The organism is Pontiella sulfatireligans (genome assembly GCF_900890705.1).
GTDB classification, from domain to species: domain Bacteria; phylum Verrucomicrobiota; class Kiritimatiellia; order Kiritimatiellales; family Pontiellaceae; genus Pontiella; species Pontiella sulfatireligans.
Map to the genome: position 1 here is coordinate 2,812,618 of NZ_CAAHFH010000001.1, position 25,248 is coordinate 2,837,865.

Here is a 25,248-nt window from a genome sequence, read left to right on the forward strand (position 1 = left end):
GTTTAAAAAATACATAACCACATATACATATTTGGGATCAAAAATATTTAATAACCATTTTTGTATAATTCTAGTACGTATTTACATTTTTGTAATCAAAAACAGCTCCGCCCCCAAAAAAACCCTGTTTTTCCTCTCTATTCACCTTTATAGCGCTAAAATCCGCACCATGGACTTCGCTTTAAAGATCATCAACGGAAGGGTGCTCGACGGATCGGGGAAAGACGCAACACATTGCGATATTGGCATTAACAAAGGGCGCATTACAAAAATGGGCGAACTTTCCGCCGCCTGCGCCGAAAAAACCATCGACGTCGCCGGATGCATCGTTTGCCCCGGCTTTATCGACGCCCACTCGCATTCCGACACCTATCTGCTCATCGAGCCCTCCGCCGCCTCCAAGGTTTACCAAGGCATCACCACCGAAATCTGCGGCAACTGCGGCGCCTCGGCCGCCCCGCTTAACGGCGGCTACAAAATGCCCTCCGACTGGCTCGAAAAGGACTATTCCCACCTTGGTAAAACAGAAACCCGTCACACCTGCGCAGGTGTGACAGAAATACCAAGCACCCTGCCATGGAGCACCGTCGCCGAGTACCGCGCCCTCTACGCCGAAGCGCAGCCGGCCATCAACGCCGCCCTGCTGGTTGGGCACAACACCCTGCATGCCGGCATCGCCGGCTACGAACCGCGCGCCGCCACCGCCGATGAAATGGCGCAAATGCTCCACGCCCTGGAACAAGCGCTCGACGAAGGCGCGATCGGCCTCAGCTCCGGCCTGGCCTATCCCCCCGGCTCGGCCGTCCCGCGCGAAGAAATCATTGAGCTGGCCAAAACCGTCGCCCAACACGGAGGCCTCTACACCACCCACATGCGCTCCGAATCCACTCTGCTGCTCGAATCGATTGACGAGGCCATCGACATTGCCGAACGCTCTGGCGCGCGCCTGCAAATCTCCCACCTCAAAGCCTCTGGAAAGAAAAATTGGGGAAAGCTGGAAGCCGCCCTCGAGCGCATTCGCAAGGGCTCTCTTAACGGAAGCCCAATAGGCTCCGACCGCTATCCCTACACCGCCGGTTGCACCGACCTCGACATTGTCTTGCCCCAGTGGGCGACCTACGGAGGGCGCGACGCCATTCTCGCCCGCCTGCGCGATCCCGAAACCCGGAACACGCTCCGCGCCAAGCTGTTCGACAACCCCGCGGATCATTGGGACAACGTCATGATTGGCTCCACACAGTTCGAGGAATTCAAGGGAAAATACCTGCCCGAAGCCGCCGAAACGCTGAAGATGCACCCAGTCGATGCCCTGCTCCATCTGATCGACTCCGACGACCTTAAAACCGGCGGCATCTTTTTCAGCATGTCGGAAGAAAATATGTGGAAGGTTTTGGCCGAGCCCTTTGTCTCCATCGGTTCCGACGGTTCAATGCGTGCGCCGTGGGGCCCGCTCAGCCACGACCACCCGCACCCCCGCGCCTACGGCAGCCACACCAAATTCCTGCGCGCCGCCCTCGACGGGAAAACCGTTCCGCTCGCCGAAGCGATCTATAAAATGACCGGCCTCCCCGCCGAACAGTTTAATTTGAAAAAGCGCGGTTTGCTCAAAGAAGGCTATGCCGCCGACATCCTCATCTTCGATCCCGACGCCATTAAGGCAAACACCACCTACGCCAACCCGCACCAGCTCTCCGACGGCATGCGCCACGTCATCGTCAACGGCGTCCACTCGCTGGAAGACGGAACGCACACGGAACATCGCAGTGGCCAATTCCTCGCCCGGCAGGACTAGTCCTCGTAGCCGCAAAGGCGGCGCAACTCGGTGAGGTGGTTTTTGTAGACGCCTCGCGGGTTGGTGTCGAACTCAATGCACAACGAAGCTGCGAAGCCGGTGGCAATGCCCATCTGTCCGGTCGTGCGCATCACGCGCGGCCCGCCGAGCCCAACATGCGAACAGCTGAAGCAGCGCCCGGCCATCATCAGGTTTTCAATGTTGCGCGAGTAGAGGCAGCGAAACGGAATATAGTATTCACCGGTCCTGTAGAACAGCGCCTCAGAAAGAAAGTCCACCGGTTCGCCCTTTAGCTTTTCCTGATAGTGTACATCGATCGCCCGCTTTTCGGTAACGACGGTGTCAGGAAAGATCCGGTTTTCGGTAACATCCTTCATCGTAAAAATATAGTCGCCCATCAGCCGGCGCGACTCGCGCTTGCCGGCAATATGCGCCACCCATTTGAGTGCCACATTGGCGTTTTCGGGATTCTTCTTGGCATTGCTGAACGAGCCATAGATGGCGCGGAACATGTGGTCGCGGATTTCTTCGGCATCGTCGATCTGATGCAAGTCGTTGTGCGAGAGTTCCCACTGCCACTCTCCGTTAATGGAGGCGTGATCCTTTGCCACCTCCATCGCCCAAGGCACATCTGGGAAATCCGTGGGCTGATCCAATCGATGCGAGTTCCAGAGCACGGAAGATCCCATCACCCGGTTGTCGGGCGTTTCCGGCGACCACAGCTCGCCGTGTTTGTCCCACCCCTCATCGAATTCGTTGCGGCTTTCGCGGCCATAGCGGAAGTCGGCGCCGGCCCAATAACCGATCCAGCCGTCGCCGGTGCAGTCGATGAACACTTTCGCCTCGAACCGCATAGCCTTGCCGCTCTCGATATGCCGCGCATCCACGCTTTTTATGCGCTGGCCGTGCATTTCCACGCCAAAAGCCTGCCACGAGAGAAACTGTTTAACGCCGCTGGCATCGAGGGTGCGATGACGCTTCTCCGTATCCTTCACTGCTTCAGCAGAGCCGTTTTTCCAATGCGCAGAATCAATGCCGTCTAAAAAGGTGTCGTCCGCTCCCTTGATGCCGAGCGTGTGCACCCTCACCTCACTGCTGGCATTGCCGCCCAGCAGCGGGCGGTCGTGAATCAGCGCAACTGTCAGCCCCTGGCGGTCGGCGGCCAAGGCCGCCCCGCATCCAGCAATGCCTCCCCCCACAACAACAAGATCGAACTGCCCCGCAGAAACGGTTTCGGGTTTGAGCCTCTCTATAGTGTCCGACGGAACCTTGTCGAAATCGGTCGTAAAAAAAAGCGCGTCGCAACGCCCCTCAAAACCGGTCAGATCAATAAGGCGAACACCTGTAGTCTTTCCCGCTACGTCGACAATTCCGCCATCCTGCCAAGTCCACCCCGTTTCAGTTCCGAACTCGACGGGAAGCAGCCGGCCACCGACCTTTACATGGAAGCGTCCCGGCGCCTTCCATTCGCCCGGCACCCAGTTCTTGGAGCGCACCCAAACCCGGTATTTCCCCGTCTGAGGAAATATCACAGTCGTAACGGCATCGGCCACGGGCTTGCCCATGCCGTGCGCCAGCAGATAGGGAGAACCCATTTGATGGACAAACTGTTGGTCAAGCACCCAACCGCCCTTGTCGGAAAAACTTTCCGCCTCAACCAGCACTTCCGAGGCCGTTGCCGAACCAGCAAACATCATCATTAATGCAATCCTCCAAGCCATGCCCTTCGCTCCATTTTCTGTGTGAAATAACTTATATAGGCCTTTTGCAACAATCCACCAGCGTGAAAATGCAGACATTCCATTCTCATTTTGTCCAACCGCTCTCATAGCAAGCGTCTCAATGGGTGTAGATGCAGGCGGGAGGCTGCACAAAAGCAAAGGAGCATGGTATGTTAACTGCTAATAAAAAAAGAATATCCTCCCCTACACAGAGACAATATAGAGAGATTTTGAACATGGAAGAATCGATAATCAATCCGGCCGACAGCCTTCAGATCGTGGAATTCCCCCACGACGGCGTTAAGGCCTATTACATCACGGCGCAAGCCTCCGAAGAAAACATGCACGAGGTGTTCGACAACGTCGCCGCCGAAATGGCATCGCGCGACGCCAAAATCGCCTTCCAATACCTCTTCGGCGGACGCCAGTTCTACCCCAAGGCCGTCTCCGCCATCAAAAAGCTCGACTGGCCCATGACCCTGCTGCACGGCGACGCCTGCTCCGGCTCCACCATCACCGGCACCCAATTCATCGCCCTTACCGGCGCGGAGCTCAATCCGGTTATGGACGGCGACCGCAAGGTCGGCAACTGGTACGACACCGAGGACGCGCGCTACTGCCTGCTCGGCGACATTCGCGCCGACGACCTTTCCCTCGGACGCGAAGCACAGGCACAAGTCGTGTTCGAAAAGATGGAAGACCTGCTCAAGCAGGCCGACATGGAATTCACCGACATTGCCCGCACTTGGATCTATCTCAATAACCTGCTCGAATGGTACGACGAGTTCAACGTGGTCCGCACCAAGTTTTTCCGCGAGCACGGCACCTTCGACAAAATGGTTCCCGCCAGCACCGGCATCGGCGCCGGCACCGCCGCCGGCGAAGAGATGGTGTGCGCCCTGCTCGCCGTCAAGCCCAAGCACGACGGCGTCAAGGTCTTCGCCGTTCCGTCGCCGCTGCAGTGCGCAGCGATCGACTATAAGAGTTCGTTCGCCCGCGCCGTCGAAATCGACCAGCCCGGTTCGCGCCTGCTCACCATTTCCGGCACCGCCAGCATCGAACCCGGCGGGGCAACCGTCCATATCGACGACACCGAAAAGCAGATCAAACTGACCATGGAAGTCGTTCATGCCATCCTCAAGTCCCGCGACATGGACTGGGAAAACACCTCCCGCGCCATCGCCTACTTCAAAAACTTCGACGAAGCTCACCTGCTTGAAGAATACTGCGTGAAAAACAACATGCCCGAACTGCCGGTTGCCATCTCGCACGCCGACGTCTGCCGCCACGATCTGCTTTTCGAAATCGAACTCGACGCCGTCAAGGCCAACTGATTTACCGTCATCTCCTCCTCTCCCAATGTTCGGAAACCTTTTTTTCCGGGCATTGGGAGTTTTTATTATAAGCATCAATGTTCTGCTTATGAATTGATCGGCTTTTCAGGGTATGCCATAAACGCACGCCTATGACGGATTCAACCCATTTAAACTGCCGAGAACGCTTCCTGTGCGCCTGCGCCTGCAAGCCCGTCGACCGCCCGCCCATCTGGATGATGCGCCAGGCCGGTCGCTCCCTTCCTGAATACATGAAGCTCAAGAAAGGCTACAAATTCACTGAACTGGTGCAAAACCCGGAACTGGCCTCCGAGGTCACCCTCCAGCCGATCCGGCGCTTCGGCTACGACGCCGCCGTCGTCTTTTCCGACATCCTCGTCATTGCCGAAGCCATGGGCCAGAAATACGAACTGATGGAGCAAGGCGGCGTCAAGATGGACTTCGAGCTCAACTCCAAGGCGGATGTCGACAAGCTCGACCCCTCCCGCGTGCTCGACCACATTTCCTACACACCCGAAGCCATCAAGCTCACCCGCAAGGAGCTCGGCGACGAACGCGCCATCATCGGCTTTGCCGGCTCGCCGTGGACGCTGGCCTCGTTCATGGTCGAAGGCGGAAGTTCACGCGAAAACCTCCGCTCGCGCGCCATGCTCTACAACGAGCCGAAGCTTTTCTACACCCTGCTCGAAAAAATCACCGAAGCCACCATCACCTACGTCAAGGCGCAGATCGAAGCCGGCGCGGACGTCATCCAGCTGTTCGACAGCCAAGGCGGCACCCTCGCCCCCAATATGTTCTGGAAGATTTCCGGCCTCTGGATGCAGCAGATCATCGACGCCATCGGCGGCGAAGTGCCCGTCATCGTTTTTGCGCGCAACGTCCACCACAACTGGCAGGAAGTCGTGCAGACCGGCGCCAACGTGCTCGGCATCGACTGGGGCATCCGCCTTCCGGACGTCTGCAAAGCCATTCCCGGCGACGTCGCCGTGCAAGGCAACCTCGACCCCGCCCTGCTCATTGCCCGGCCAGACGCCGCCGCCGCCGAAACCCAGCGCATCCTCGAAGAGATGCGCGGACGCAACGGCTTTATCTTCAACCTCGGCCACGGCGTACCCCCCGAAGCCGACCTCGACGCCATCCAGGCCGTTGCCGCAACCGTACAGAATTTCAAATGAACCCGATAACCGTCAGCCTCGATCAGCTCCGCAAATACAATGTGCCCGGCCCGCGCTACACCTCGTATCCGCCGGCCACGCACTTTACGGAAGAATTCCAAACTCCAAACCCCAAACTCCAAACTCCAACCCCCCTATCCCTCTACTTCCACCTCCCCTTCTGCACCAAGCAGTGTCTTTACTGCGGGTGCACCAACATCATCACCGTCAACCAATCCAAGAGCGCCGAATATTTGGGCTACCTCGAGCGCGAAATCGCGCTGCGCACCCCGTTCGTTGCCGAAGGCTCCGAAACCGTGCAGATCCAACTCGGAGGCGGCACCCCGACCTTTTTCCTGCCGACGGAAATCGAGCAGCTCGGCCAGCTCATCCGCGACCGCTTCCCCATGGCCTCCGCCATCGAAGCCGGCGTGGAGATCGACCCGCGGTCGCTGACGCTCGAAAAGGTTGAAGCCCTGCGCGCCGCCGGCTTCAACCGCGCCTCGCTCGGCATCCAGGACACCTGCCCGGAAGTGCAGCAAACCATCGCCCGCATCCAGCCGCTGGAGATGATTGCCGAACGGAACCAATGGCTCCGCGACAGCGGCATGGAATCGATCAACTTCGATCTGATCTACGGGCTGCCCAACCAAACCCTGGAATCGTTCAACCGCACCTTGGACGAAGCACTGGTGTTCTCCCCCGACCGGTTTGCCATATACAGCTATGCCCACATCCCATGGATCAAGACCGCCCAGAAAAGCTATGAAGACAAGCTGCCCGACGCCGAGATGAAGCTGCAGCTGCTCCAACTCACCATCGAAAAACTCACCAGCGCCGGCTATGTCTACATCGGCATGGACCACTTTGCCAAGCCGGACGACGGCATGGCGCAGGCGCTGGCCAACGGAACCCTGCAGCGCAACTTCCAAGGCTACAGCACACACAAGGGCGTTGCCCTCCACGGCTTCGGCATGTCGGCCATCTCGCACTTCGGCGACACCTATCTGCAAAACCAGAAAGAGCTCGCCCCCTACTACGCCGCCCTCGACAACGGCCAGCCGCCCCTCCTGCGCGGCTATGCCATGACCGCCGAAGACAAAATCCGCTACCACGCCATCATGCACATCATGTGCAACCTCTACATCGACTACGCCCCGCTCTCGCAGGAAATCGGCGTCGACTTTACCGAACACTTCAAGGCCGAACTCGATTCGCTCGACGACCTCGAAGCCGACGGCCTGCTTCTCCGCGAAGAAAAGGGATTGAGCGTCACCCCGCTCGGCCGCCTCTTCATCCGCATCATCGCCATGCGCTTCGACGCCTACCTCCAAGCCGAAACCCGCAAAGGCCGCTACTCCCAGACCGTCTAAAAGAAAAAGTTCGTTAGAGACGGTTTGTAGTCCCGCCTTCAGGCGGTTCATGCGCAGAGCCCATCCTCAGAAGCCGGCTAAAGCCGGGACTACGAACCTTTCACAAACCTTTAAAGGCGGAACTACGCACTTTTATTCACGCTCATATGCAGGTAAAACATCCTTATGCAAAAGGTCGCAATTATTGGAGCGGGAATTACGGGGCTGACAGCCGCGTTTGAGCTGAAGGAAAAAGGCATCGACTGCACGGTGTTCGAGGCGTCGGGGCGCGTGGGAGGTTGCATTCAAACGGTGCTGGAGGACGGCTTTCTGGTGGAGTGCGGCCCCAACTCGATTTTGGACACGCACCCCAACCTTGGAAAACTGATTGCGCGCCTCGGCCTCGAAGGCAACAAGCTGCCGTCCAAACCGGAAGCCAACAACCGCTTTATTGTCCGTGACGGGAAGCCCATTGCGCTGCCCACCTCCCCGCCGGCTTTCTTTAGCTCCAAGGCGTTTTCGGCGAAGGCCAAGCTGCGGCTGATGCGCGAACCGTTCATCACGTCGAAGTCGAACGAGCAGGAGAGCCTCGCCGAGTTTGTGGTGCGGCGCCTCGGGCAGGAATTTCTCGACTATGCCATCAACCCGTTTGTAAGCGGCGTCTATGCCGGCGACCCGGCCAAGCTCGCTACCTGCCATGCCTTCCCCAAGCTCTACGAGCTGGAGCAAAAGTACGGTTCGTTGATCAAAGGCGCAATCAAGGGCTCGAAGGAGCGCAAGCAGCGCACCGAGACCGCATCGAAGGATGCGCGCATGTTCACCTTCGACGACGGCATGGAGGTGCTGCCCAAACAGCTCGCCGCCAAACTGGGCGATACAGTTCGTCTGAACACGCCTGTCTCAAGCATTCAAACCCTCGAAGAAGGCATCTGGCTGGTCAACCGCGAAGAATTCAGCGATGTGCTGATTGCTATCCCCGCCTATGCGCAAACCGAACTGAACGCCCCGTTTGACGTGGACGTATTTTCTGAAATCTACTATCCGCCCGTCGCAAGCCTGTCGCTCGGCTTCGGCCTCAACCAGTTCATGCATCCGCTCAACGGCTTCGGGGTGTTGATTCCAAAGATTGAAAAACGCTTTTCGCTCGGCGCCCTTTTCCCGTCATCCATCTTTGCCGGCCGCGCACCGGGAGGCATGGCGCTGCTGACGGTATTCATAGGCGGATCGCAGTCGCCCGAACGGGCGCTGATGGACGAGGGTGAAATGCTCGCCGAAGTGCTGAAAGATCTGCACGACCTGCTTGGCCTCGACGGCGAACCGGACTTCAGGCATCTGAGCGTCTGGCCGAAGGCAATTCCTCAGTATGTCGTCGGCTACGAAAAATATCTGAACCGCATGAAGCAGGTTGAAGCCGACTTCCCCGGCATCCACTTTGCCGGCCACTACCGCGACGGCATTTCCGTCGCCAACTCCATCCTCTCCGGCATAAACACCGCCGAGCGAATCATTAAACACGAAGACACAAAGGACACCAAGTCGCTCTAAACTTCGTGAGCTTCGAGCCTTAGTGTTTAAAAAATACAGGTTATTATGAAACGTGGATTTTTATTGATGAACACAGGGTCGCCGGACGCGCCGAACGAGGACGCGCTGCGGGTCTACCTGAAACAATTTTTGATGGATCCCTTCGTGGTCGATATGCCGTTTCCGATGCGATATGCGCTGATCCACTGGGCCATACTTCCAAAACGCCCTGCGGAATCGGCCAAGGCCTATAAAGAAATCTGGACGGAGAACGGCTCGCCGTTGATCCACTACTGCACCCAGCTGGCCAAGGGACTGCAAACGAGGTTTAGCGAACCGGTGGAACTTGGCATGGCCTACGGAAATCCGTCATTCAAGCAGGGTATTGAAAAACTGCTCGATGCGGGCGTGGATGAAATCTGTTTGCTGCCGATGTTCCCGCACTATGCGATGGCCACCTTCGGCTCCTGCGTAGCCGGGGTAATGACGGCGCTAAAAAAACGTGCGGCGCTGCGCGTAGTGCCGCCCTTTTATCTTGACCCCACTTATATCCGCCCGTTGGCGGAATCGCTGACGGGCGTCGAGGAACACATTCTCTTCAGCTATCACGGTCTGCCGGAACGGCATCTGAAGAAAACCGATCCGACCAAAAGCCACTGCCTGGCAACCGACGACTGCTGCGAAACCGACTCGCCGGCGCATGCCACCTGCTACCGCCACCAATGCATGGAAACCACCAAAGCCATCATCGCCGTGGCGGACCTCCCCAAAGAGCGCTGCGGCGTTTCGTTCCAGTCGCGCCTCGGCCGCGCCAAGTGGATGGAGCCCTACACCGAAGAAACCCTTCAAAAACTCCCATCCCTTGGAATCAAGAAGCTCGCCGTCATCTGCCCCGCCTTCTTTTGCGACTGCCTTGAAACGCTCGAGGAAATCGAGATTCGCGGCCAGGAAACCTTTATGGAAGCCGGTGGCGAATCGTTCCGCATGATTCCCTGCCTCAACGACTCTCCAGCAGGAATCCATTGCTTGGAAACCCTGATGGCGGACGCTGCGAACTGGCCGTCAGCCTAAGCCCTTCGGCCACTTCTCTTTATCTCCAAACAACAGCTCCTTAACAGGTATTTAAATGCCTGTTTGGGAGGTTTTTTTCCCCTTGCAAACCCTGCATATCGGTGTATATAGCCACGTAGAGGCTTAACCGGAATGGAGGCAGCAAGATGAAAATTAAAATCGTCGCATTGGCTGTTGTGCTTAGTTGCGCAACCATGCCTTCGGCACAGGTCGTTTACATCGATTCCCCGGACGGCAGCGGACAGCAAGCCGTCACAGATCTTTTTAATCCGGATTATTCAAGCAAGTGGATAAAACCGGGAGAAGATCCTCAACCAACCCTTCGTAGGAATATGTCGGAGGACTCAGAAGTCCGAGTTCTTTTTCCTGGCGACTACTGGCTCAACGGCGAGTTGATTCGGGCGCATGCAGATCAGGGCGCCGCCGATGGAGACTCCATCATCACAGATAAAAAGCTGACGGAACTGCCGGCCCTCGAAGCGGCGGCGATGAGCAACACCGATGAAAAGACCGAAGCTGTTGCGATTCAAGCGGCAGACGCCGGCACACTGCGACTCGGCCAGCTCACGAGGAACGAACTCCGGGATTGGCTATGGATGCCGATCAGCAAACCCAAGACCGTAAGCTACTTTGCCAACGGTAAAAAGAAGGTTGCCCAAACAATTGTCATCGAACCGGAAAGACCTTCCCTACGCGCGCTGCTGGCCACCGTTAGAATTCCAGAATACGTACGACTGGAGCCACAGCCGCCGGCGCTGACATGGAAGGATTGGATCAAGCCCAGCGTAATCCTGAAGCAATGGGACCACTACTGGACCCATGACACCGGCACAACGCCCGTAACGCTTTTCATGGCCGATTTCTAAACAGGAGGTTCACATGAAAGCGACAAGCCTTTGCGTAGCCGTCGTCGTGGCCCTACTGGGCGCTGCGGCGGAAGTCGAGTTCGATAGCGATGGAGCAACGCCGGGAAAGTGGACGATGGATCTCGACGCCGCCAAGCAGCTGGCGGAGGAAAAGCAGCTGCCGATCCTGCTGGATTTTTCCGGATCGGATTGGTGCGGCTGGTGCAAGATCATGGAGGAAAACGTATTCACCCAGCCGGAGTGGAAAACCTATGCGCAGGAAAATCTCGTGATGGTGCTGCTCGATTTCCCCAGCGACAAAAGCCTGGTTCCCGAAAAATATGTCGAACGCAACAAGGCGCTGAAAGGCGAGTATAGCGTGCAGGGCTATCCCACCTTCGTGGTGCTTGACAACGACGGCATAACGGAGCTGGGGCGGTTGCGCTCGGGACGCGACAAGACCCCTGAAAGTTTCCAGGCCGAACTGAAAAATCTCTTCCGCTTTCGGCCTGTGGAAATCGCCAAATACACCGCAACGCTCAGCCCGGAGGATCAAGCCGCCTATCGCGAACTAATCGACCAGCTGGGCCGGGAAAAGGCGGCGGTGAAGCTGGGCGAAAAGGCGGAGGCCGAAGCCAAGGCAAAGGTTAGAGAGTTCAAGACGGCGGTCAACAATGCGGAGCAAGAGATGGTGGAGTTCCGAGTCGCACATTTGAGCGAAGCCGAGCGCAAGCAATACGAGGCGTTGCAGGTGCAGCGCCAAGAGGCCAAGACAAAGCTCTCGGACTGGATGAAAACAAAGCCCGATAAAAACGACGAAACCATGGCGCAGTACACGGCGATGCAGGAGGAGATTCAGGAGCTCGACAAGAAAATCAGCCAATACTAGCGCCTTGGCCAAGCGCAACGCGGATATGCTGGTCCAGCGCATCACCGATCGCTACAGTCGCACCGGACCTTTCATATCCTTGCTTCTCGCTGCTGCTTCCGGATGGGAAAACGGAAGCGGGCCGTTTTTCCGCGGATAAAATCTTTCGCTCCGAAAATCCGGTTCCGGAGGAATTTATCAACGAAGTCAACTCGCGCCTTCGGCGTTACCGCTTCCTGCTTCTGGATGACAAGACTGTAAAAAACATGCCGTACGACAAAAGGAAGGCATACGAAAAGGAGGTTACGCAACGGACCGCCCTGCAGAAAGACGTCCGGGAGCTGCCGCGTCGCATGGCGCTCAAGCGCAGGGAGGCATGGTATGCGTCTGCAGAAATCCGTGAGATCATGGGCAATCACGATTGACACCCTTAAGGAACCGGGTCCCGCCTTCAAGAACGACCCAAGGGTCAAGAAGCTGGAACAAAAACGGAATAAAGCGCGGGGAGATTATAAGAAGCTAGTGAGCGCCTACCGGGAAAAGTGTACCGCAATGCAGAAACTTGAAGTGCAAATGAGAAAAACCTACACTTACTCCGCCCGCCCAGACTCTGAATGACGAGCGGGTTCACTCGGAGCAACAACGCAGGAAGAAGGAGCAATGACATGAAAACGAAACTTCACAACATATTCATACTGCTCGCCCTAGCCGCCATGTTGGCGGGATGCACCGCCCTGCAGTCGGAATTCTATCCGGGAGAACAGGTGGATAACCTATACAAGATTCTCCCGGCAGAAAGCGCATGGGCGTCGGATGATGATGCCGTCATGCACTTTCGTGTTGTTGAATCGAACTCGCTCATGATCGCGAGCCTCGAATGGAGCAACCAGCATGGCGAGTTCAGGAAAGAAACGATGGATGTAGTTTTGTCGAAACTCGATGACCAATATTTCGCGAGCATCAAAGACGAAGATGGTGAACAATATGTTATCGCCCGCCTAATCCTGCCGGAGACAGACCATGAACATCCCTCCTCCGCAATTATCTTGAATATTGATGAAGACAAGCTCCTTAGCGATGCCAAAGAGGGCAAGGTGCGCCTGCACGAAAGCGAGCGCCGCGGCAAAAAGAAGTTTGAAACCATCCTGACAGGAACCAAGGAAGATCAGGATGATTATTTCCGCAGGAACCCCAACGCCCTGTGGGACTTGGAGAGCGCATCCACCATCAGTCGAATTGCCGTGATCCAAGGCAGTCCATGAAAGATGAAGCCAAGCTGGGGGACGTACTTTGGGTGTCCTTCGGAAAATCACAGTTACCCAACAGGCATTTAAGATCTCTATGCATCTGACGTACATAGACTACACATGCAGTGCATATTCACTGCACCACGACATTTACACCGAACCAATATAGACCCCCGCTATTCACTGCACCTGTTGATGTTACAACTCATCCCAACTCCACGGCACACATTATGCGTTAGAGTTATGGCAGAGGCGAACGCAACTCGCCAACAGGAGGTGCATGATGAAAAAAGGAACCCAGGTTATAATCAGCGGAACAACAGGAGCGATGATCGCTCTCGCACTCCTTATCACCCTGTGCAGCAGTGGAAATGTGGAAAGTGCTCAGCGCAGCGATCAAACCCGATACGAAACAGCCCACAACGGGCTTACTGCCGCGCAGCTCGAAGCCGCCCGCTGCTACGCCCTCAAACTGACGGCAAAGCTTCCATGAACGCGAAGGCTCATTTATTTAATTTGAGGCCATCTGCCCCCCTCTTTTATAAGCCTTGATGGTAAAGAGTTTGACCCTATAATCAAAAGCGTTCGGCGGGAGGCGAAGGCCTCCATTAAATCGTTAACATTCAGGAGCCCGAAATGGATGTGCAGCCCTACCAAACACCGCCTCGCTGGTGGTCGCCGCTGCTGAACCCAAGATGGTTCTGGTTCTGGAGATGGGTCCGCAGGCGGATCCGGATCAAACACCACCACCTCGAAAACATCGAGATCCAAGGATTGGAAAACCTGCAAAAGTGCCTCGACGAAAAGCAGGGTATTCTCATCACGCCAAACCATTCCAGCCATGCCGACCCGACCGTGCTCTACTGGGTGGCCGATCAGCTGAAAACCCCGTTCTATTTCATGGCGGCATGGCAGATTTTCCAGAAAGCAAACTGGTTCCGGCTACTCATTCTGCGCCACCACGGATGCTTCAGCGTGGACCGGGACGGAACAGACATCCGGGCCCTGCGGCAGTCGGTCGACATCCTGCGGAACAAGCCCCACCCACTGGTAATATTCCCCGAAGGAGAAATCTATCACCTCAACAAGCGCATCACCCCATTTCACGACGGGCCTTCGGCGATTGCGCTCTCCGCCGCCAAAAACGCCGAACGCCCCATCTCGTGCATACCCTGCGGCATTCGCTACCAATACATCTCCAACCCGATCGAAGAACTGCTTGAACTCATGGACCGGCTGGAGGAGCAGCTCCTGTGGCGCCCCAAGCGCAATCTCATTTTGCGGAAACGGATCTACCAATTTGCGGAAGCGATCCTCGGTCTCAAGGAAACGGAATATCTGGGGCACTCCCAAACCGGCAGCCTGCCGGAACGCATCAAGGCCCTGACTGAATTCATTCTCCAAGGATTGGAAGATAAATATGGAATCGGCAACCGCGACTCCAGCCTGCCGGAACGCATCAAGGCCTGCCGGCGCGTTGCAATCCAGTTGAAAGAGAACTCGGAACTTTCCGAACAGGAACACGAAGACGCGCAAATCGACTTGGACGACCTTTTTATTGTGACACAGCTGTTCAGCTATCCGGGAACCTATGCGTCCGCAAAACCGACCGTTGAGGATATGGCCGAAATGCTGGACAAATTCGAAGAGGACGTATTGAGAACGCCGACGGCCTCCATCCGCGGTGCACGCAGAGCGGTGATTTCATTCGGCAAGCCCATCAAGGTTGAACCAGCCAAGGGCGACAACAACCAAACCCACGCCCTGACCGAAAAGCTGGAGCAAGAGGTGCAGACCTTGCTCGACAATGTACAACTCGAATAAGGTATTCATTATGAAGAGATCGAATTCAAAACACTCTTTTGCCTGGCTCAATGCCACACAGTTTTTCGGCGCCCTGAACGACAATGTGTTCAAGCTGCTGGTGGTCTTTTTTCTCGTCGATCATCTGGGCTTTGACCATAAGTCCACCATTGGCTTGGCCTCGCTGATCTTCGTGGTTCCGTTCCTGCTGTTTTCTCATACGGCGGGCATCCTCGCCGACCGCTACAGCAAGCAGCAAATCATCTTCTACGCAAAATGCATGGAAACCGCCCTGATGGGCATTGGGGTGGTGGCCATTCTGCTGGCGAGTCCCATCATGCTCTATGCCCTGCTCTTTCTCATGTGCATGCAAAGCGCCTTCTTCGGCCCGTCAAAATTCGGCATTATTCCAGAGATTGTAAAACCGGAAGAGCTATCACGCTCCAACAGCTTTCTGGTGGGACTGAGTTATCTGGCGATCATCATCGGAACCTTTGTGCCCTCCCTTTTTCTCGTCACGATTTTCAGCGAATCCTACATTGGGCTGGCGACGGTCTGCGTCGGCATCTCCACGCTGGGGCTTCTTTCCAGCGCGCGGATCGAAGAAACCGCACCGGTCGGTTCGACCCACCAAAAATTCACCCTCTTATTTGTGGTGGAGATTTTCAAAACGATGGCCAGCCTCAAGAAAGACCGCTACCTCTTCAGCACCATCATCAGCATGGCCTACTTCCTGTTCCTCGGCGCTTTCATCCAGCAAAACCTACTGGTGTTTGGCCCCGAAGTGCTGGGATGGAACACCACAACCAGCGGCTATCTTTTCCCGATGGCCGCCATCGGCATCGCCATCGGCGCGCTGGTTTCCGGCAAGCTGTCCGGGCGCTGCATCGAGTTCGGGGTGGTTCCCGTCGGGGCGACCGGCCTTGCCCTCTCCTGCCTGCTGCTGGGCGGCGTGGCCACCTCCCTCCCAGCCATTCTTTCGCTGGTCTTTTTAATCGGGATCAGCGCCGGGCTTTTCGTTGTCCCGCTTCAGGCGTTCATCCAGCAGCGAAGCCCGCGCGAGCGGCTCGGCGAAATACTCGCCTGCATGAATTTCTTAAACTTTCTCGGGGTTGCCTTGGCAGCGGTGCTGTTCCTGGTGCTCACCAAAACATTCGGCATGTCGGCCAAAGGGTGCTTCATCGTCAATGGCCTCGTCACGGCCGGGCTCGCCATTTTTGCATTCAGCATCCTTCCGGATTTCATGGTCCGCTTTTCGATCTTGATTCTCACCCGGATCATCTACCGCATACGAACCATCGGTCCTGAAAAAATCCCCGTCATCGGCCCCGCACTGCTGGTCAGCAACCACGTCACCTGGTCCGATGCCCTGCTCCTCTCGGCCACGCAGCAGCGGCGCATCCGCTTCATGATGGAGCGCGACATCTACCGCAGCCGCTGGCTCAACCCGCTCTTCCGGCTGATGCAGGTGATCCCCATCTCCGTGAACGATCCGCCACACCTGCTCAAAGAATCCATCCAAACGGCCCGGCAGGCTCTGAATGACGGCTGCCTCGTGTGCATCTTCCCCGAGCAGCGGCTAACCCGCAACGGCAACCTGCAGCGCTTTAAACCGGGCATCGAGCACATACTCAAAGGAACCAAGCACCCGCTAATCCCCGTCTATATCGGCGGGGGCTGGGGCAGCGTGCTCAGCCACTACCATGGCCGGCTCCTTGCCCGCCTTCCCTCCAAGCGCGTTCACATCACCGTCGTCTTCGGCGCCCCGCTCCCGGCCGACACCACAACCCAAGCCGCCCGGCTGGCCGTTTCGGAACTGTCGAAGGATTATTTCGATTCCAAGAAGACTCCCGCACGCACGCTGCCCTGCCAGTTCATCAAAACCGCGCGGAAGCGCTGGTTCAAGCCCGCCATCGCCGACACCACCGGAAAAGACCTCGCCTTTGGCAAGACACTCATCGCCTCAATCCTGCTCGGCAACGAAATCAAGCGCATCACCGAAGGGCAGGACAAGATCGGCCTGCTCCTGCCCTCCACTGTCGGCGGGACGCTCGCGAACATCGCAGTTCCTTTGATTGGAAAAATTCCGGTCAACCTCAACTATACCGCATCGGCCGACGCCTTCACATCGGCCATCGCGCAGTGCGGCATCAAGACCGTCATCACCGCCCGGCCTTTCATCGAAAAGCTGGCGGGGAAATGCCCCGAGCCCGACGGCGCCGTCTACATCGAAGACCTGTTCAAGGGCATCACGAGCGGCGCAAAAATCAGGGCCATGCTGAAAGCGCTGTTTGTACCGGCCTCGAAGCTCTATCCGTCGCGCCATGTTTCCCCCGACGATCCGGCGACGATCATTTTTTCCTCCGGCAGCACCGGCGAACCCAAGGGCATCATGCTTTCGCACCACAACATACTTTCCAACGTTGAAGGCTTCCGCATGATCCTGCACATCAACCAAACCGACCGGCTCTGCGGCGTTCTGCCCTTCTTCCACTCCTTCGGCTTCACCGCCACGCTATGGGGGCCGCTGGTCTCCGGCTTCCAAACCTGCTACCACCCCAACCCGATCGACGGCGCGACGATTGCCCAAATGGTGCGCGAGCGCAAACTCACCCTGCTCTTCGCCACGCCCACCTTTCTGCTAACCTATATGCCGAAGGCCAAGGAAGAAGATTTCAAGTCGCTGCGACTGATCATTACCGGCGCGGAAAAGCTCAAGCAAAAACTGGCCGACAAGTTTGAGGCACGCTTCGGAGTCCGCCCGACGGAAGGCTACGGCGCCACCGAGCTTTCGCCGATCACCTCCGTAAACATCATGGACTGCACCATTGCCGGCTTCACGCAGACCGGTCTCAAGGAAGGCAGCGTCGGCCATCCAATCCCCGGTGTTGCCGCCAAGGTGGTGCATCCCGATTCCCGCGAGGAGCTAGGCGAAAACCAGGAAGGCCTGCTGCTCATCAAGGGAACCAACGTCATGCAGGGCTATCTCGGAAACCCGGAAAAGTCGGCCGAGGTGCTGCAGGACGGATGGTACGCCACCGGCGATATTGCGCGGGTCGATTCCGACGGCTTCATCTATCTCGTCGACCGCCTTATGCGCTACAGCAAGATCGCCGGCGAAATGGTCCCCCACCTCGCCGTGGAGGAAGTGCTTCTCCAAGGATTGGATGCCGTGGGCCAAATCGTCTTCGTCACAGCGGCTACCGACGAGCGCAAGGGCGAACAGCTCGTGGTCCTCTACACCGCCGAAGCCGGCGATGCCGAAGAGCTGGCCGACCTCATTAAGCACAGCACGCTGCCCAACCTGTGGCACCCGCGCAAAGACAACTATTTCCAGATCGACGAAATGCCCGCCCTCGGCGCCGGCAAAATCGACATGAAGCAGCTCAAAACCATCGCCAAGGAAAAGGTTGAAGGCAAATCATGAACTGCAATACACACGTGAAAAAGAAGTCCTGAAAGCTCAAGCTAAGGCAGATCAGGAAGGACGATAGAAATGAACAATGTGCCATTCATCATTAATCCGGCCTTCTACCCAGAAGCCAAAGCGAAAAACATCACCGTCAATCAATGCACGACCGATATTCGCTCAATGACTAGGCCGATAAGCTCCAGGAGATAGCAGAATCCATATTCCCTTTGTTTTAAAGGGATTCACCACCCCAATTTGATGTGGCATACCCTATGCGCTAAATAAGATCGACGCGAACGGGAGGTGTGAAGTGAAAACGCTAATGGCAATCATCATCGTCCAAGCCATGGCCACGCTTGTGCCGATGGCATCTGGAGGCCATCCGGAAAATGGCACGAGTGAAAACATCATCACGGAATCCACACTGCGTGAATTCCACGTTTTTCATGGCACGGATGGAAAGGCCGTGAAAGGAAGGATCAAGGCCTACAACCCGGACACCGAAACCGTCACGATCATCAAGGAATCAGGAGGTGCGCGCAAAGTCGGGCTGGACGTTTTATCAAAGGCCGACCAGGCCTGCGTTCGCGAATGGCACCTGCTCCATGGATTCTTCACAAAGGTTCATATCCACAGCTCCGTCAGGATAAACAGTAACGGAGTCGGGACGGAATTCCTGATCTGGCGCCCCGATAAAGAAATCGTCTACGACATCACATTGGAGAACCGAAGCGACTACGACCTGCACGACCTGACCATCGACTATTGCATCCACTACGAACTGGATCGACCGGGCAATCGGGGACGAACTACGGAGCAGCGTGCCAAGTGCGGAACGCTGGCCATCGGCACGCTGGCCGACGGCAATAAGGCGCAGGCCGAAACCCAGCCCTTGGTTCTTCCCAAGGAATATCCATACGAATACTACAAGGATAACGAGCTGCCTATGGGAAAGGTTAAGGGCATCCGCCTCCGGATCTATCTGCCGCTGGACAGCGGGAAGAAAGCCATGCGCGAGTTCCCCAGCCCGGACGTCCTGATGAAATACCGCAAATGGATCGCGCCCAGCGGACCTTTGGCACCAATCAACTGAAAGGAAAGGAACGCACCATGAAGACAACTAGAGCAATCAGCATGCTTGCAAGCGGCCTGCTTATCGCCGTGGCATTATCCGCCTGCAAGACCAACCAAAGCCCGGTCACCACGGCACAACTCGATGCGTTTATGAAAAGGTGGGAAACATACGAAGCGTTTAAGACACCGGTGGATCCCAAGGATGAGCCGCTTCTGTTGGCAGCCTTGGAAAAAGATCCCAAAGGCCCGTGGGCAACGTATGTCATCATGAAATTTTCGCAGACAAGGTTTGAGGCGCGCCAACTGGACAATGCCGGACGCACCGCCCGTTACCGCGCGTCACTCAACTACCTGAAACCGGCGCGCGACACGCTGGCCCGCGCTGTGGAAGCTAACCCGGAAGACAAGGAGCTTCAGCACTTCCCGAATGAGATAAAGACATATATTTCGCTGGCCACGCTGGAGGCGGGCCTCGATCTGGCAGATATTAAGTCCGATGCCGAAGCGGCCCTCGCCAACAATACAGACACCCAATCGTGGAACTATGGAAACATTATCTACGACCAACACAGCTTGCTTGGCCGGGTTGCCCTTCGCGAGGGAAAGCTGGACGAGGCCAAGCGGCATCTGCTGGAAGCCGGTCGCACGCCGGGGTCGCCGCAGCTCAACTCGTATGGCCCCAACTTTATCCTGGCGCGGGAGCTGGCCGAAAAGGGCGAATTCGACACCGTGATCGAATTCCTAGATCTGGTAGCCCGCTTCTGGGCCAACCCGGATGAACGAACCGAGGCCAACTCCAAGTGCGTCGCCAACGACCACCTCAAATTGCTGAATGCATGGAAGCAGGAACTTCGGGCAGGGAAAGTTCCCGACCATGGAACATGGAAATAACCCGGAAGAGAACATGAATCAGAAAGCCACAGTGATCTTCGCAGCCGCCTTGGTTCTGGCATTGCCAACTGGAGCCAAAATCCAAAAGAGAAATGGAGACGGCAGACATCATCATGAATAAGGTCGAAGACCTTCGGTACATGTTCTCCCCGGGATCCTTTAAAAAAAGCAAAGAAGTGGATGTCGGCAGTATCTGCATCCGCGTCACGCTTCCGCTTTCCAATGACCGGAAAGCCGTGCGCGAATACTGCCTCCCCGACACTCTCAGCAAGCATCATAAATGGACTGAGGCTGATGTGCCGGTTGGGCTGAATAAATAACACCGGAGCGCGATCGCAAAAAACAAAGCCATATCCGGCATATGGATACGGTGTACAGCAAAGGATGATTCCTAAACAACAAATGTGGCAACACAGAGATTCGGGCTTGCCCCCCAGTCCATGCAGCACTAGCATAATTACAAAGGAAGGTGATGATTATGAGTGTGCAGAGAACCGAGTTTACCGACATTAATTTCGATGCTGAAATAAGCGAAGGCCTCAGCGTTGTTTGCTTCGAAGAGCCCCTGGATCATGATTGCCGCAAACAGGCGGAAATCATCGAGAAGGCCGCCAACGAAATCGAGGCACAAATAAAGGTTGGGAAGTGCGATGTGGAAAATTGCTTCGCTTTGGCCCAGCGGTTTCGCGTCATCAGCATTCCCACCACGATTGTCTTCAAGGACGGCAAGGAGGTCGAACGGCTGGCTGGCTTCCGGCATGAATTTACGCTGGTTAAGCATCTCAAGGAAGACATCGGCTAAAGCTCTCAGCTGGACATATCCACTCGTGACAAAAACCCGGATACGACGCCGAGATACTTTCCCTCTTCCTCTATGTGCGGGATGTGAGAGCTTTCCTCGAAAACCACGAGTTGCGAACCGGCAATGCCGCGGTGGAGCGTCTCGGAACAGGCAGGCGTAACTTCATCGCAGCGCCCCACCAGAACAAGGGTGGGAATCGTTATTTCGGATAACCGGCTTGTGCGATCCCAATCCTTCAGATTTCCGGTGATGACCAGCTCGTTCGGACCGTTCATGGTTTCGTAAACGGGATTATCTTTCAGGTTCGCCGTCGTGCGCAACAGGCAATCCGGAAATTCGGACAACCGGCATACATGCCGTTTATAGAATGCAGCAACGGCCACCCGGTATTCCGGATTCTGGAAATCGCCGATTGCTTCGCAGCGATCCAGGATCGCAATGGTTTCGGGCGGCAAACCCGACTTCAAACGTTTTATCTCCTGCTCAAGCTGGAGCATGCCGGCGCACGAATCGGCAAGAATGAGACTGGCGACACCCTGCGGATGGGTGAGCATGTAATCAATGGCCAGCATGCCGCCCGAGGATTGGCCGAAAAGGTGAATCTCCTGCAAACCCAACGCCTTCCGAACCTCGTCCAGCTCCGAGACAAACCGCTCCATCCGCCAAAGGGAGCGATCATTGGGCTGATCGGATTTCCCGCAACCGAGCTGGTCGTACAGGATGACCGGACGGTCTGCCGCCAGCTTTTCGAGGGGCTCCAGATAATCGTGCCCAGCTCCGGGGCCGCCATGAAGCACAAGCAACGGCGTGTCGCCGCCCGCGCCAACCCGGCGATACCAAACTCGATGTCCGCTTCTCAGCCGAACCTTTCCTTCCTCCGCTTCCATGCGCTCAATCTGCCGCCTTATTTCATCTCTGGCTTCTAAATGTTTATATTACCCCTTGCAAAGCCGTATAAACAGGTAGAAATTGTACGTGTATGTGGCGGGTGTGAAAGCCAAATTCGTGCATATGAGTGACGCTCCGGGCAGGAGCCGTCGGCGGATAACGGTTGGATGGCGATGCAGAAGGCAAAGGTTGCCTCGCTCAATTTTTGGAGAAAAAATGTTAAAAATAACCAAGCTTGAGGGCTATGCCTTTCTGTTGCTGACATGCATGGCAAGCCGGGATTCATCGCTGTTGTATTCAGCAAAGGATCTTTCAACGGATAGCAGCTTGCCGTTGCCAACGGTCAGCAAAGTTTTGAAACTCCTGACCCAAGCGGCAATTTTGAAATCATGCCAAGGCAGCCGAGGCGGCTATTCGCTGGCGAAGCCCGCAGACGAGATTAACGTTGCTGAAATTGTCCAGATTTTCGAAGGGCCGCTAGCGCTCACGGACTGTTGCGGCGAAGCCAGCTGCCCGCGGAATTGCCCGGTGGCCCCCGACTGGCAAAAACTGAATAATGCGATTGAAAACCTGTTGAGGGGTTTGACGCTGGCCGACATGGTAAACCACCAAAAATAAAGTGAAAAAAATGACAAAATATAAACATTTATTCGGTCCGGTGCCGTCCCGTCGATTCGGGCGCTCGCTGGGCATTGACTTGACTCCATACAAAACGTGCAGTTTCGATTGCGTTTTCTGCCAATTGGGAAGAACCACAGCAAAGACCTTCGAGCGAAAAGAATATGTTCCGGTTAAGGACGTCATCGAAGAACTTGACGATTGGCTCAAGTCGTCCGGGGAGGCGGACTACATTACGCTTTCCGGTTCGGGGGAACCCACCCTCCATTCCCGCTTTGGTGAAATCATCGATTTTATCCGGTCATCGTCTTCCATTCCGGTTGTGCTGCTCACCAACGGTTCTATGCTGAAATATGCCGACGTGCGGGCTGCCGCATCAAAAGCCAATATTGTCAAATTATCGCTCAGTGCCGGGGATCAGGATTTGTTTGAACATATCAACCGGCCGCCCCCGGATGTCAGCCTCAAAGTGCTCGTTGAAGGAATGCAGCACTTTCGCGATGAGTTTGCCGGAGAGCTGTGGCTGGAGGTTTTTGTTATCTGGGGCGCAAATTCCACTCCGAAGGATATTTCACGAATTGCCGAATTGGCCAAAACGTTCAAGCCCGACCGGATCCAGTTGAATACCGCCGTGCGCCCGCCTGCCGAAAGCTTTGTCCACCCCATGCCCAAGCAAAAACTGGAAAATCTTGCAACGTACTTTGATCCTCCGGCCGAGGTCATCGCCGAGTTCAGTTCCGACTACACATCTTCGGCCAAGGCCAGCGAAGATACCATTCTGGCCATGCTCCAGCGGAGACCCTGTACAACGAAGGAGATTTCCGCAGCGCTCGGCCTCCATATCAATGAAGTATCGAAATATATCGGGAAATTGGAAAGAACCAGCGTGATCCAGGCCAAGCCGACTGGACACAAAGTATATTACACCTGCTGTCTGGAGGCAGGTGTGAGTGAATAGCCTCCAGCTTCGCGGCATTGCCAATTGGTTCAGCGGCTATGTCAACTCCTTCTCCGCCAAGGATGGAACCCTGTCGCCGCCGCTCCAACTAAAGGAGGAACACAGCAAACGGGTAGCGGACAATGCGCGGCAGCTGGCCGGAGACCTGGGATGGAGCCCGGAAAAGGGCAACGCCGCAGAGGCCTTGGGATGGCTGCACGATGTTGGCCGCTTTTCGCAGTTTTCCGAGTTTGGCACATTTTCGGATGCCAACTCCATCAACCACGGCGTACGCGGCTGGGAAGTCGTTCGGAAAAGCGGAATACTCTGCGCTTTTGCGCGGGAAGAACAAGAAGCGCTACTGGACGGAATCCGCTACCACAATGTTAAAACCATACCCGACAGCCTTGCCGAACAGTCCATGCGGTTTACCCAGCTTGTCCGCGATGCCGACAAGCTCGACATTTACCGCATCGTACTCGATTCCGTTGAGCTGGACGGTTTTCAGGAACTTCCCAGCATGTTGCCGCAAATCGATCTTAAGAGACCGGCAAACCCGAAATTGATCTACGATATCGTCGTATGCCGCTGCTGCTCTATCGAGGATGTACATTCGCTCGCGGATTTCCTATTGATGCAATTGGCTTGGATCTACGATCTGAACTATCCTGAAACCTTTCGCCTGATCGCCGAACGGAACATCATCGGAAAACTGGAACGCCAGCTTCCTGATGACCGTAAAATTCATGAAATCGTCCATGAAATCCGACGCTTTGCGAACCGCAAGGCGGCCTTGCCCGAACACGTTGAATCCAGCTGCTTATCCAACGCTTGATCTACTTTCCCCTAATCATCGCTTGACACGCCATGTTTTGGGTATATATTCATAACCAAGAAGCGAAGATAGGTTGTCGCCGCGCAGCAAAGGAGCGTTTGAACATGGGCAGGCCACATAGCGAACGATCGATTGGGCATCAGCCGGACAGCACGTTTTTCAAACCGTCCGGAGTTTCGATGCGCGAATTGCGAATCAGCACCATCCTCTTCGATGAGTTGGAAGCAATGCGACTGGTCGATGCGGAGGGCTTGCAGCAAATCCAGGCGGCGGAGCGCATGGGAATTTCCCAATCAACCATCGCCCGGCTGCTCTCTTCCGGCCGCAAGAAAACGGCGCATGCGCTCGCCCACAGCGAAGCGCTGCAGCTGCAGCAGGGCGCCGCGCCGCTGAACTACCAGAGCCCGCCGGCTTCCTGCGCCCGGCACGGCCGCCATGGCCGGGGACATGCACAGGATTGATTTTGAATACGGCACAATAAAAACCAAGGAGGTTAAAAATGCCAAACGGAGACCAAAGCGGGCCGAAAGGCGAAGGCGTCGCAACAGGACGGGGGCTCGGACAGAAATCGGGCAACCCAATGGGGCGTGGCGTTGGAACACCTCGCGGTGGCGGCCGGGCCGGAACAGGCCGGGGTCGCGGCGGCGGCGGCGCAGGACGCGGAGGCGGCGCAGGACGCGGCCGCCAAGGAAAATAGAATAAGCAAACAACACACAAGGAGGCATGCAATGCCAGCAGGAAACAGAACCGGCCCCAACGGAATGGGTGCCATGACAGGACGCGGTGCCGGCTTTTGCGCCGGATTTGACGCACCGGGCTACATGAACGTCGGATCGGGTGCCGGTTACGGCCGTGGCCAGGGCTTCGGCCGTGGCCAGGGCTTCGGCCGCGGCATGGGGTTCGGGCGCCGAGGCGCGGCAGTACCCTATGCGGCACCGACTCGCGAACAGCAGGTCGATGCGCTCAAAGCGCATTCCGAACAGCTCGAATCGGAGCTGAAAATGATCCGTGAACAACTCACGGCGCTTTCAACCGAGAAGAGCGAATAGCAACACACCATGGCGTGGGGCCATTCAAAGT

At 56.2% G+C, this 25,248-nt stretch carries 25 protein-coding genes; 23 read left to right on the forward strand and 2 right to left on the reverse strand.

Translation table 11 applies throughout. The features are described from left to right. Positions 1–169: 169 nt before the first annotated feature. Positions 170–1,792 carry an N-acyl-D-amino-acid deacylase family protein gene (locus SCARR_RS09505; protein ID WP_168433173.1) on the forward strand — a complete coding sequence of 541 codons (1,623 nt, stop codon included), beginning with the start codon at positions 170–172 and terminating at the stop codon, positions 1,790–1,792. On the opposite strand, the gene SCARR_RS09510 is transcribed toward SCARR_RS09505, so the two are convergent. Then, a complete protein-coding gene (locus SCARR_RS09510; RefSeq protein ID WP_222846243.1) occupies positions 1,789–3,492 on the reverse strand; it encodes an FAD-dependent oxidoreductase in 1,704 nt (567 codons plus the stop codon). The two genes, SCARR_RS09505 and SCARR_RS09510, sit on opposite strands and share 4 nt — an antisense overlap. Positions 3,493–3,749: 257 nt before the next feature. Between SCARR_RS09510 and SCARR_RS09515 the strand changes: the two genes are divergently transcribed. From SCARR_RS09515 to SCARR_RS09585, 16 genes are all read left to right on the forward strand, one after another. Further along, complete coding sequence (locus tag SCARR_RS09515) at positions 3,750–4,847, forward strand: RidA family protein (RefSeq protein ID WP_136061354.1); 1,098 nt, start codon at positions 3,750–3,752, stop codon at positions 4,845–4,847. A gap of 131 nt (positions 4,848–4,978) precedes the next feature. Further along, on the forward strand, positions 4,979–6,022 hold the full coding sequence (gene hemE / locus SCARR_RS09520) for a uroporphyrinogen decarboxylase (protein ID WP_136061355.1): 1,044 nt from the start codon (positions 4,979–4,981) through the stop codon (positions 6,020–6,022). Further along, on the forward strand, positions 6,019–7,374 hold the full coding sequence (gene hemN, locus SCARR_RS09525; RefSeq protein WP_136061356.1) for an oxygen-independent coproporphyrinogen III oxidase: 1,356 nt from the start codon (positions 6,019–6,021) through the stop codon (positions 7,372–7,374). Before hemE ends, hemN begins: the two co-directional genes overlap by 4 nt. A gap of 165 nt (positions 7,375–7,539) precedes the next feature. Next, a complete protein-coding gene (gene hemG / locus SCARR_RS09530) occupies positions 7,540–8,898 on the forward strand; it encodes a protoporphyrinogen oxidase (RefSeq protein ID WP_136061357.1) in 1,359 nt (452 codons plus the stop codon). A 45-nt stretch (positions 8,899–8,943) separates the two neighbouring features. Continuing rightward, positions 8,944–9,948, forward strand: coding sequence for a ferrochelatase (gene hemH, locus SCARR_RS09535; RefSeq protein WP_136061358.1), 1,005 nt, complete (start codon positions 8,944–8,946; stop codon positions 9,946–9,948). Positions 9,949–10,094: 146 nt separating this feature from the next. Beyond that, positions 10,095–10,814: a hypothetical protein gene (locus tag SCARR_RS09540; protein WP_136061359.1), complete on the forward strand. Its 720-nt coding sequence runs from the start codon at positions 10,095–10,097 to the stop codon at positions 10,812–10,814. A gap of 13 nt (positions 10,815–10,827) precedes the next feature. Further along, positions 10,828–11,682 (forward strand): thioredoxin family protein, encoded by an 855-nt coding sequence (locus SCARR_RS09545; protein ID WP_136061360.1) that lies wholly within the window; start codon positions 10,828–10,830, stop codon positions 11,680–11,682. A 245-nt stretch (positions 11,683–11,927) separates the two neighbouring features. Beyond that, a complete protein-coding gene (locus tag SCARR_RS28130) occupies positions 11,928–12,086 on the forward strand; it encodes a hypothetical protein (protein ID WP_168433175.1) in 159 nt (52 codons plus the stop codon). Positions 12,087–12,326: 240 nt separating this feature from the next. Next, positions 12,327–12,923 carry a PTD012 family protein gene (locus SCARR_RS09550; RefSeq protein ID WP_136061361.1) on the forward strand — a complete coding sequence of 199 codons (597 nt, stop codon included), beginning with the start codon at positions 12,327–12,329 and terminating at the stop codon, positions 12,921–12,923. Between the two features lie 265 nt (positions 12,924–13,188). Continuing rightward, entirely contained in the window at positions 13,189–13,401 is a 213-nt protein-coding gene (locus tag SCARR_RS09555) for a hypothetical protein (RefSeq protein ID WP_136061362.1), read from the forward strand. 143 nt (positions 13,402–13,544) lie between these two features. Next, a complete protein-coding gene (locus SCARR_RS09560) occupies positions 13,545–14,732 on the forward strand; it encodes a lysophospholipid acyltransferase family protein (RefSeq protein ID WP_136061363.1) in 1,188 nt (395 codons plus the stop codon). A 10-nt stretch (positions 14,733–14,742) separates the two neighbouring features. After that, positions 14,743–18,138, forward strand: coding sequence for an acyl-[ACP]--phospholipid O-acyltransferase (locus SCARR_RS09565; protein WP_136061364.1), 3,396 nt, complete (start codon positions 14,743–14,745; stop codon positions 18,136–18,138). A 295-nt stretch (positions 18,139–18,433) separates the two neighbouring features. Continuing rightward, positions 18,434–19,216, forward strand: coding sequence for a hypothetical protein (locus SCARR_RS09570; RefSeq protein WP_136061365.1), 783 nt, complete (start codon positions 18,434–18,436; stop codon positions 19,214–19,216). 17 nt (positions 19,217–19,233) lie between these two features. Further along, a complete protein-coding gene (locus tag SCARR_RS09575) occupies positions 19,234–20,088 on the forward strand; it encodes a hypothetical protein (protein ID WP_136061366.1) in 855 nt (284 codons plus the stop codon). 113 nt (positions 20,089–20,201) lie between these two features. Further along, positions 20,202–20,408 carry a hypothetical protein gene (locus SCARR_RS09580; RefSeq protein ID WP_136061367.1) on the forward strand — a complete coding sequence of 69 codons (207 nt, stop codon included), beginning with the start codon at positions 20,202–20,204 and terminating at the stop codon, positions 20,406–20,408. Positions 20,409–20,566: 158 nt separating this feature from the next. Further along, a complete protein-coding gene (locus SCARR_RS09585) occupies positions 20,567–20,890 on the forward strand; it encodes a thioredoxin family protein (protein ID WP_168433176.1) in 324 nt (107 codons plus the stop codon). 5 nt (positions 20,891–20,895) lie between these two features. On the opposite strand, the gene SCARR_RS09590 is transcribed toward SCARR_RS09585, so the two are convergent. Next, positions 20,896–21,777 (reverse strand): proline iminopeptidase-family hydrolase, encoded by an 882-nt coding sequence (locus SCARR_RS09590; RefSeq protein WP_136061369.1) that lies wholly within the window; start codon positions 21,775–21,777, stop codon positions 20,896–20,898. A gap of 217 nt (positions 21,778–21,994) precedes the next feature. Between SCARR_RS09590 and SCARR_RS09595 the strand changes: the two genes are divergently transcribed. The 6 genes from SCARR_RS09595 (at position 21,995) to SCARR_RS09620 (ending at position 25,217) form a co-directional block, all read left to right on the forward strand. Next, positions 21,995–22,396, forward strand: coding sequence for an SUF system Fe-S cluster assembly regulator (locus SCARR_RS09595; RefSeq protein ID WP_168433178.1), 402 nt, complete (start codon positions 21,995–21,997; stop codon positions 22,394–22,396). Between the two features lie 10 nt (positions 22,397–22,406). Beyond that, positions 22,407–23,354, forward strand: a complete 948-nt coding sequence (locus SCARR_RS09600) for a radical SAM protein (RefSeq protein ID WP_136061371.1) — start codon at positions 22,407–22,409, stop codon at positions 23,352–23,354. Then, the gene (locus SCARR_RS09605; RefSeq protein WP_136061372.1) at positions 23,347–24,168 is read left to right on the forward strand and encodes an HD domain-containing protein; all 822 of its coding nucleotides are present in this window, start codon (positions 23,347–23,349) and stop codon (positions 24,166–24,168) included. The genes SCARR_RS09600 and SCARR_RS09605 overlap by 8 nt, the downstream gene beginning before the upstream one ends. Positions 24,169–24,272: 104 nt before the next feature. Then, complete coding sequence (locus SCARR_RS09610) at positions 24,273–24,629, forward strand: DUF134 domain-containing protein (RefSeq protein WP_168433180.1); 357 nt, start codon at positions 24,273–24,275, stop codon at positions 24,627–24,629. Positions 24,630–24,667: 38 nt separating this feature from the next. After that, positions 24,668–24,865: a hypothetical protein gene (locus tag SCARR_RS28135; protein WP_168433182.1), complete on the forward strand. Its 198-nt coding sequence runs from the start codon at positions 24,668–24,670 to the stop codon at positions 24,863–24,865. 31 nt (positions 24,866–24,896) lie between these two features. Next, positions 24,897–25,217 carry a DUF5320 domain-containing protein gene (locus SCARR_RS09620; protein WP_136061374.1) on the forward strand — a complete coding sequence of 107 codons (321 nt, stop codon included), beginning with the start codon at positions 24,897–24,899 and terminating at the stop codon, positions 25,215–25,217. The last annotated feature ends 31 nt before the right edge of the window (positions 25,218–25,248 follow it).

What these genes read in the sequence shown, in the direction of transcription:
- SCARR_RS09575 (WP_136061366.1), top strand. Translation starts at nt 19,234, where the DNA reads ATGAAGACAACTAGAGCAATCAGCATGCTTGCAAGCGGCCTGCTTATC.
- SCARR_RS09585 (WP_168433176.1), top strand. Translation starts at nt 20,567, where the DNA reads ATGAGTGTGCAGAGAACCGAGTTTACCGACATTAATTTCGATGCTGAA.
- hemN (WP_136061356.1), top strand. Translation starts at nt 6,019, where the DNA reads ATGAACCCGATAACCGTCAGCCTCGATCAGCTCCGCAAATACAATGTG.
- SCARR_RS09590 (WP_136061369.1), bottom strand. Translation starts at nt 21,777, where the DNA reads ATGGAAGCGGAGGAAGGAAAGGTTCGGCTGAGAAGCGGACATCGAGTT.
- SCARR_RS09610 (WP_168433180.1), top strand. Translation starts at nt 24,273, where the DNA reads ATGGGCAGGCCACATAGCGAACGATCGATTGGGCATCAGCCGGACAGC.
- hemH (WP_136061358.1), top strand. Translation starts at nt 8,944, where the DNA reads ATGAAACGTGGATTTTTATTGATGAACACAGGGTCGCCGGACGCGCCG.
- SCARR_RS09555 (WP_136061362.1), top strand. Translation starts at nt 13,189, where the DNA reads ATGATGAAAAAAGGAACCCAGGTTATAATCAGCGGAACAACAGGAGCG.
- SCARR_RS09540 (WP_136061359.1), top strand. Translation starts at nt 10,095, where the DNA reads ATGAAAATTAAAATCGTCGCATTGGCTGTTGTGCTTAGTTGCGCAACC.
- hemG (WP_136061357.1), top strand. Translation starts at nt 7,540, where the DNA reads ATGCAAAAGGTCGCAATTATTGGAGCGGGAATTACGGGGCTGACAGCC.
- SCARR_RS09600 (WP_136061371.1), top strand. Translation starts at nt 22,407, where the DNA reads ATGACAAAATATAAACATTTATTCGGTCCGGTGCCGTCCCGTCGATTC.
- SCARR_RS09580 (WP_136061367.1), top strand. Translation starts at nt 20,202, where the DNA reads ATGAATAAGGTCGAAGACCTTCGGTACATGTTCTCCCCGGGATCCTTT.
- SCARR_RS09565 (WP_136061364.1), top strand. Translation starts at nt 14,743, where the DNA reads ATGAAGAGATCGAATTCAAAACACTCTTTTGCCTGGCTCAATGCCACA.
- SCARR_RS09545 (WP_136061360.1), top strand. Translation starts at nt 10,828, where the DNA reads ATGAAAGCGACAAGCCTTTGCGTAGCCGTCGTCGTGGCCCTACTGGGC.
- SCARR_RS09620 (WP_136061374.1), top strand. Translation starts at nt 24,897, where the DNA reads ATGCCAGCAGGAAACAGAACCGGCCCCAACGGAATGGGTGCCATGACA.
- SCARR_RS09560 (WP_136061363.1), top strand. Translation starts at nt 13,545, where the DNA reads ATGGATGTGCAGCCCTACCAAACACCGCCTCGCTGGTGGTCGCCGCTG.
- SCARR_RS09550 (WP_136061361.1), top strand. Translation starts at nt 12,327, where the DNA reads ATGAAAACGAAACTTCACAACATATTCATACTGCTCGCCCTAGCCGCC.
- SCARR_RS09510 (WP_222846243.1), bottom strand. Translation starts at nt 3,492, where the DNA reads ATGATGATGTTTGCTGGTTCGGCAACGGCCTCGGAAGTGCTGGTTGAG.
- SCARR_RS28130 (WP_168433175.1), top strand. Translation starts at nt 11,928, where the DNA reads ATGCCGTACGACAAAAGGAAGGCATACGAAAAGGAGGTTACGCAACGG.
- SCARR_RS09515 (WP_136061354.1), top strand. Translation starts at nt 3,750, where the DNA reads ATGGAAGAATCGATAATCAATCCGGCCGACAGCCTTCAGATCGTGGAA.
- SCARR_RS28135 (WP_168433182.1), top strand. Translation starts at nt 24,668, where the DNA reads ATGCCAAACGGAGACCAAAGCGGGCCGAAAGGCGAAGGCGTCGCAACA.
- hemE (WP_136061355.1), top strand. Translation starts at nt 4,979, where the DNA reads ATGACGGATTCAACCCATTTAAACTGCCGAGAACGCTTCCTGTGCGCC.
- SCARR_RS09595 (WP_168433178.1), top strand. Translation starts at nt 21,995, where the DNA reads ATGTTAAAAATAACCAAGCTTGAGGGCTATGCCTTTCTGTTGCTGACA.
- SCARR_RS09505 (WP_168433173.1), top strand. Translation starts at nt 170, where the DNA reads ATGGACTTCGCTTTAAAGATCATCAACGGAAGGGTGCTCGACGGATCG.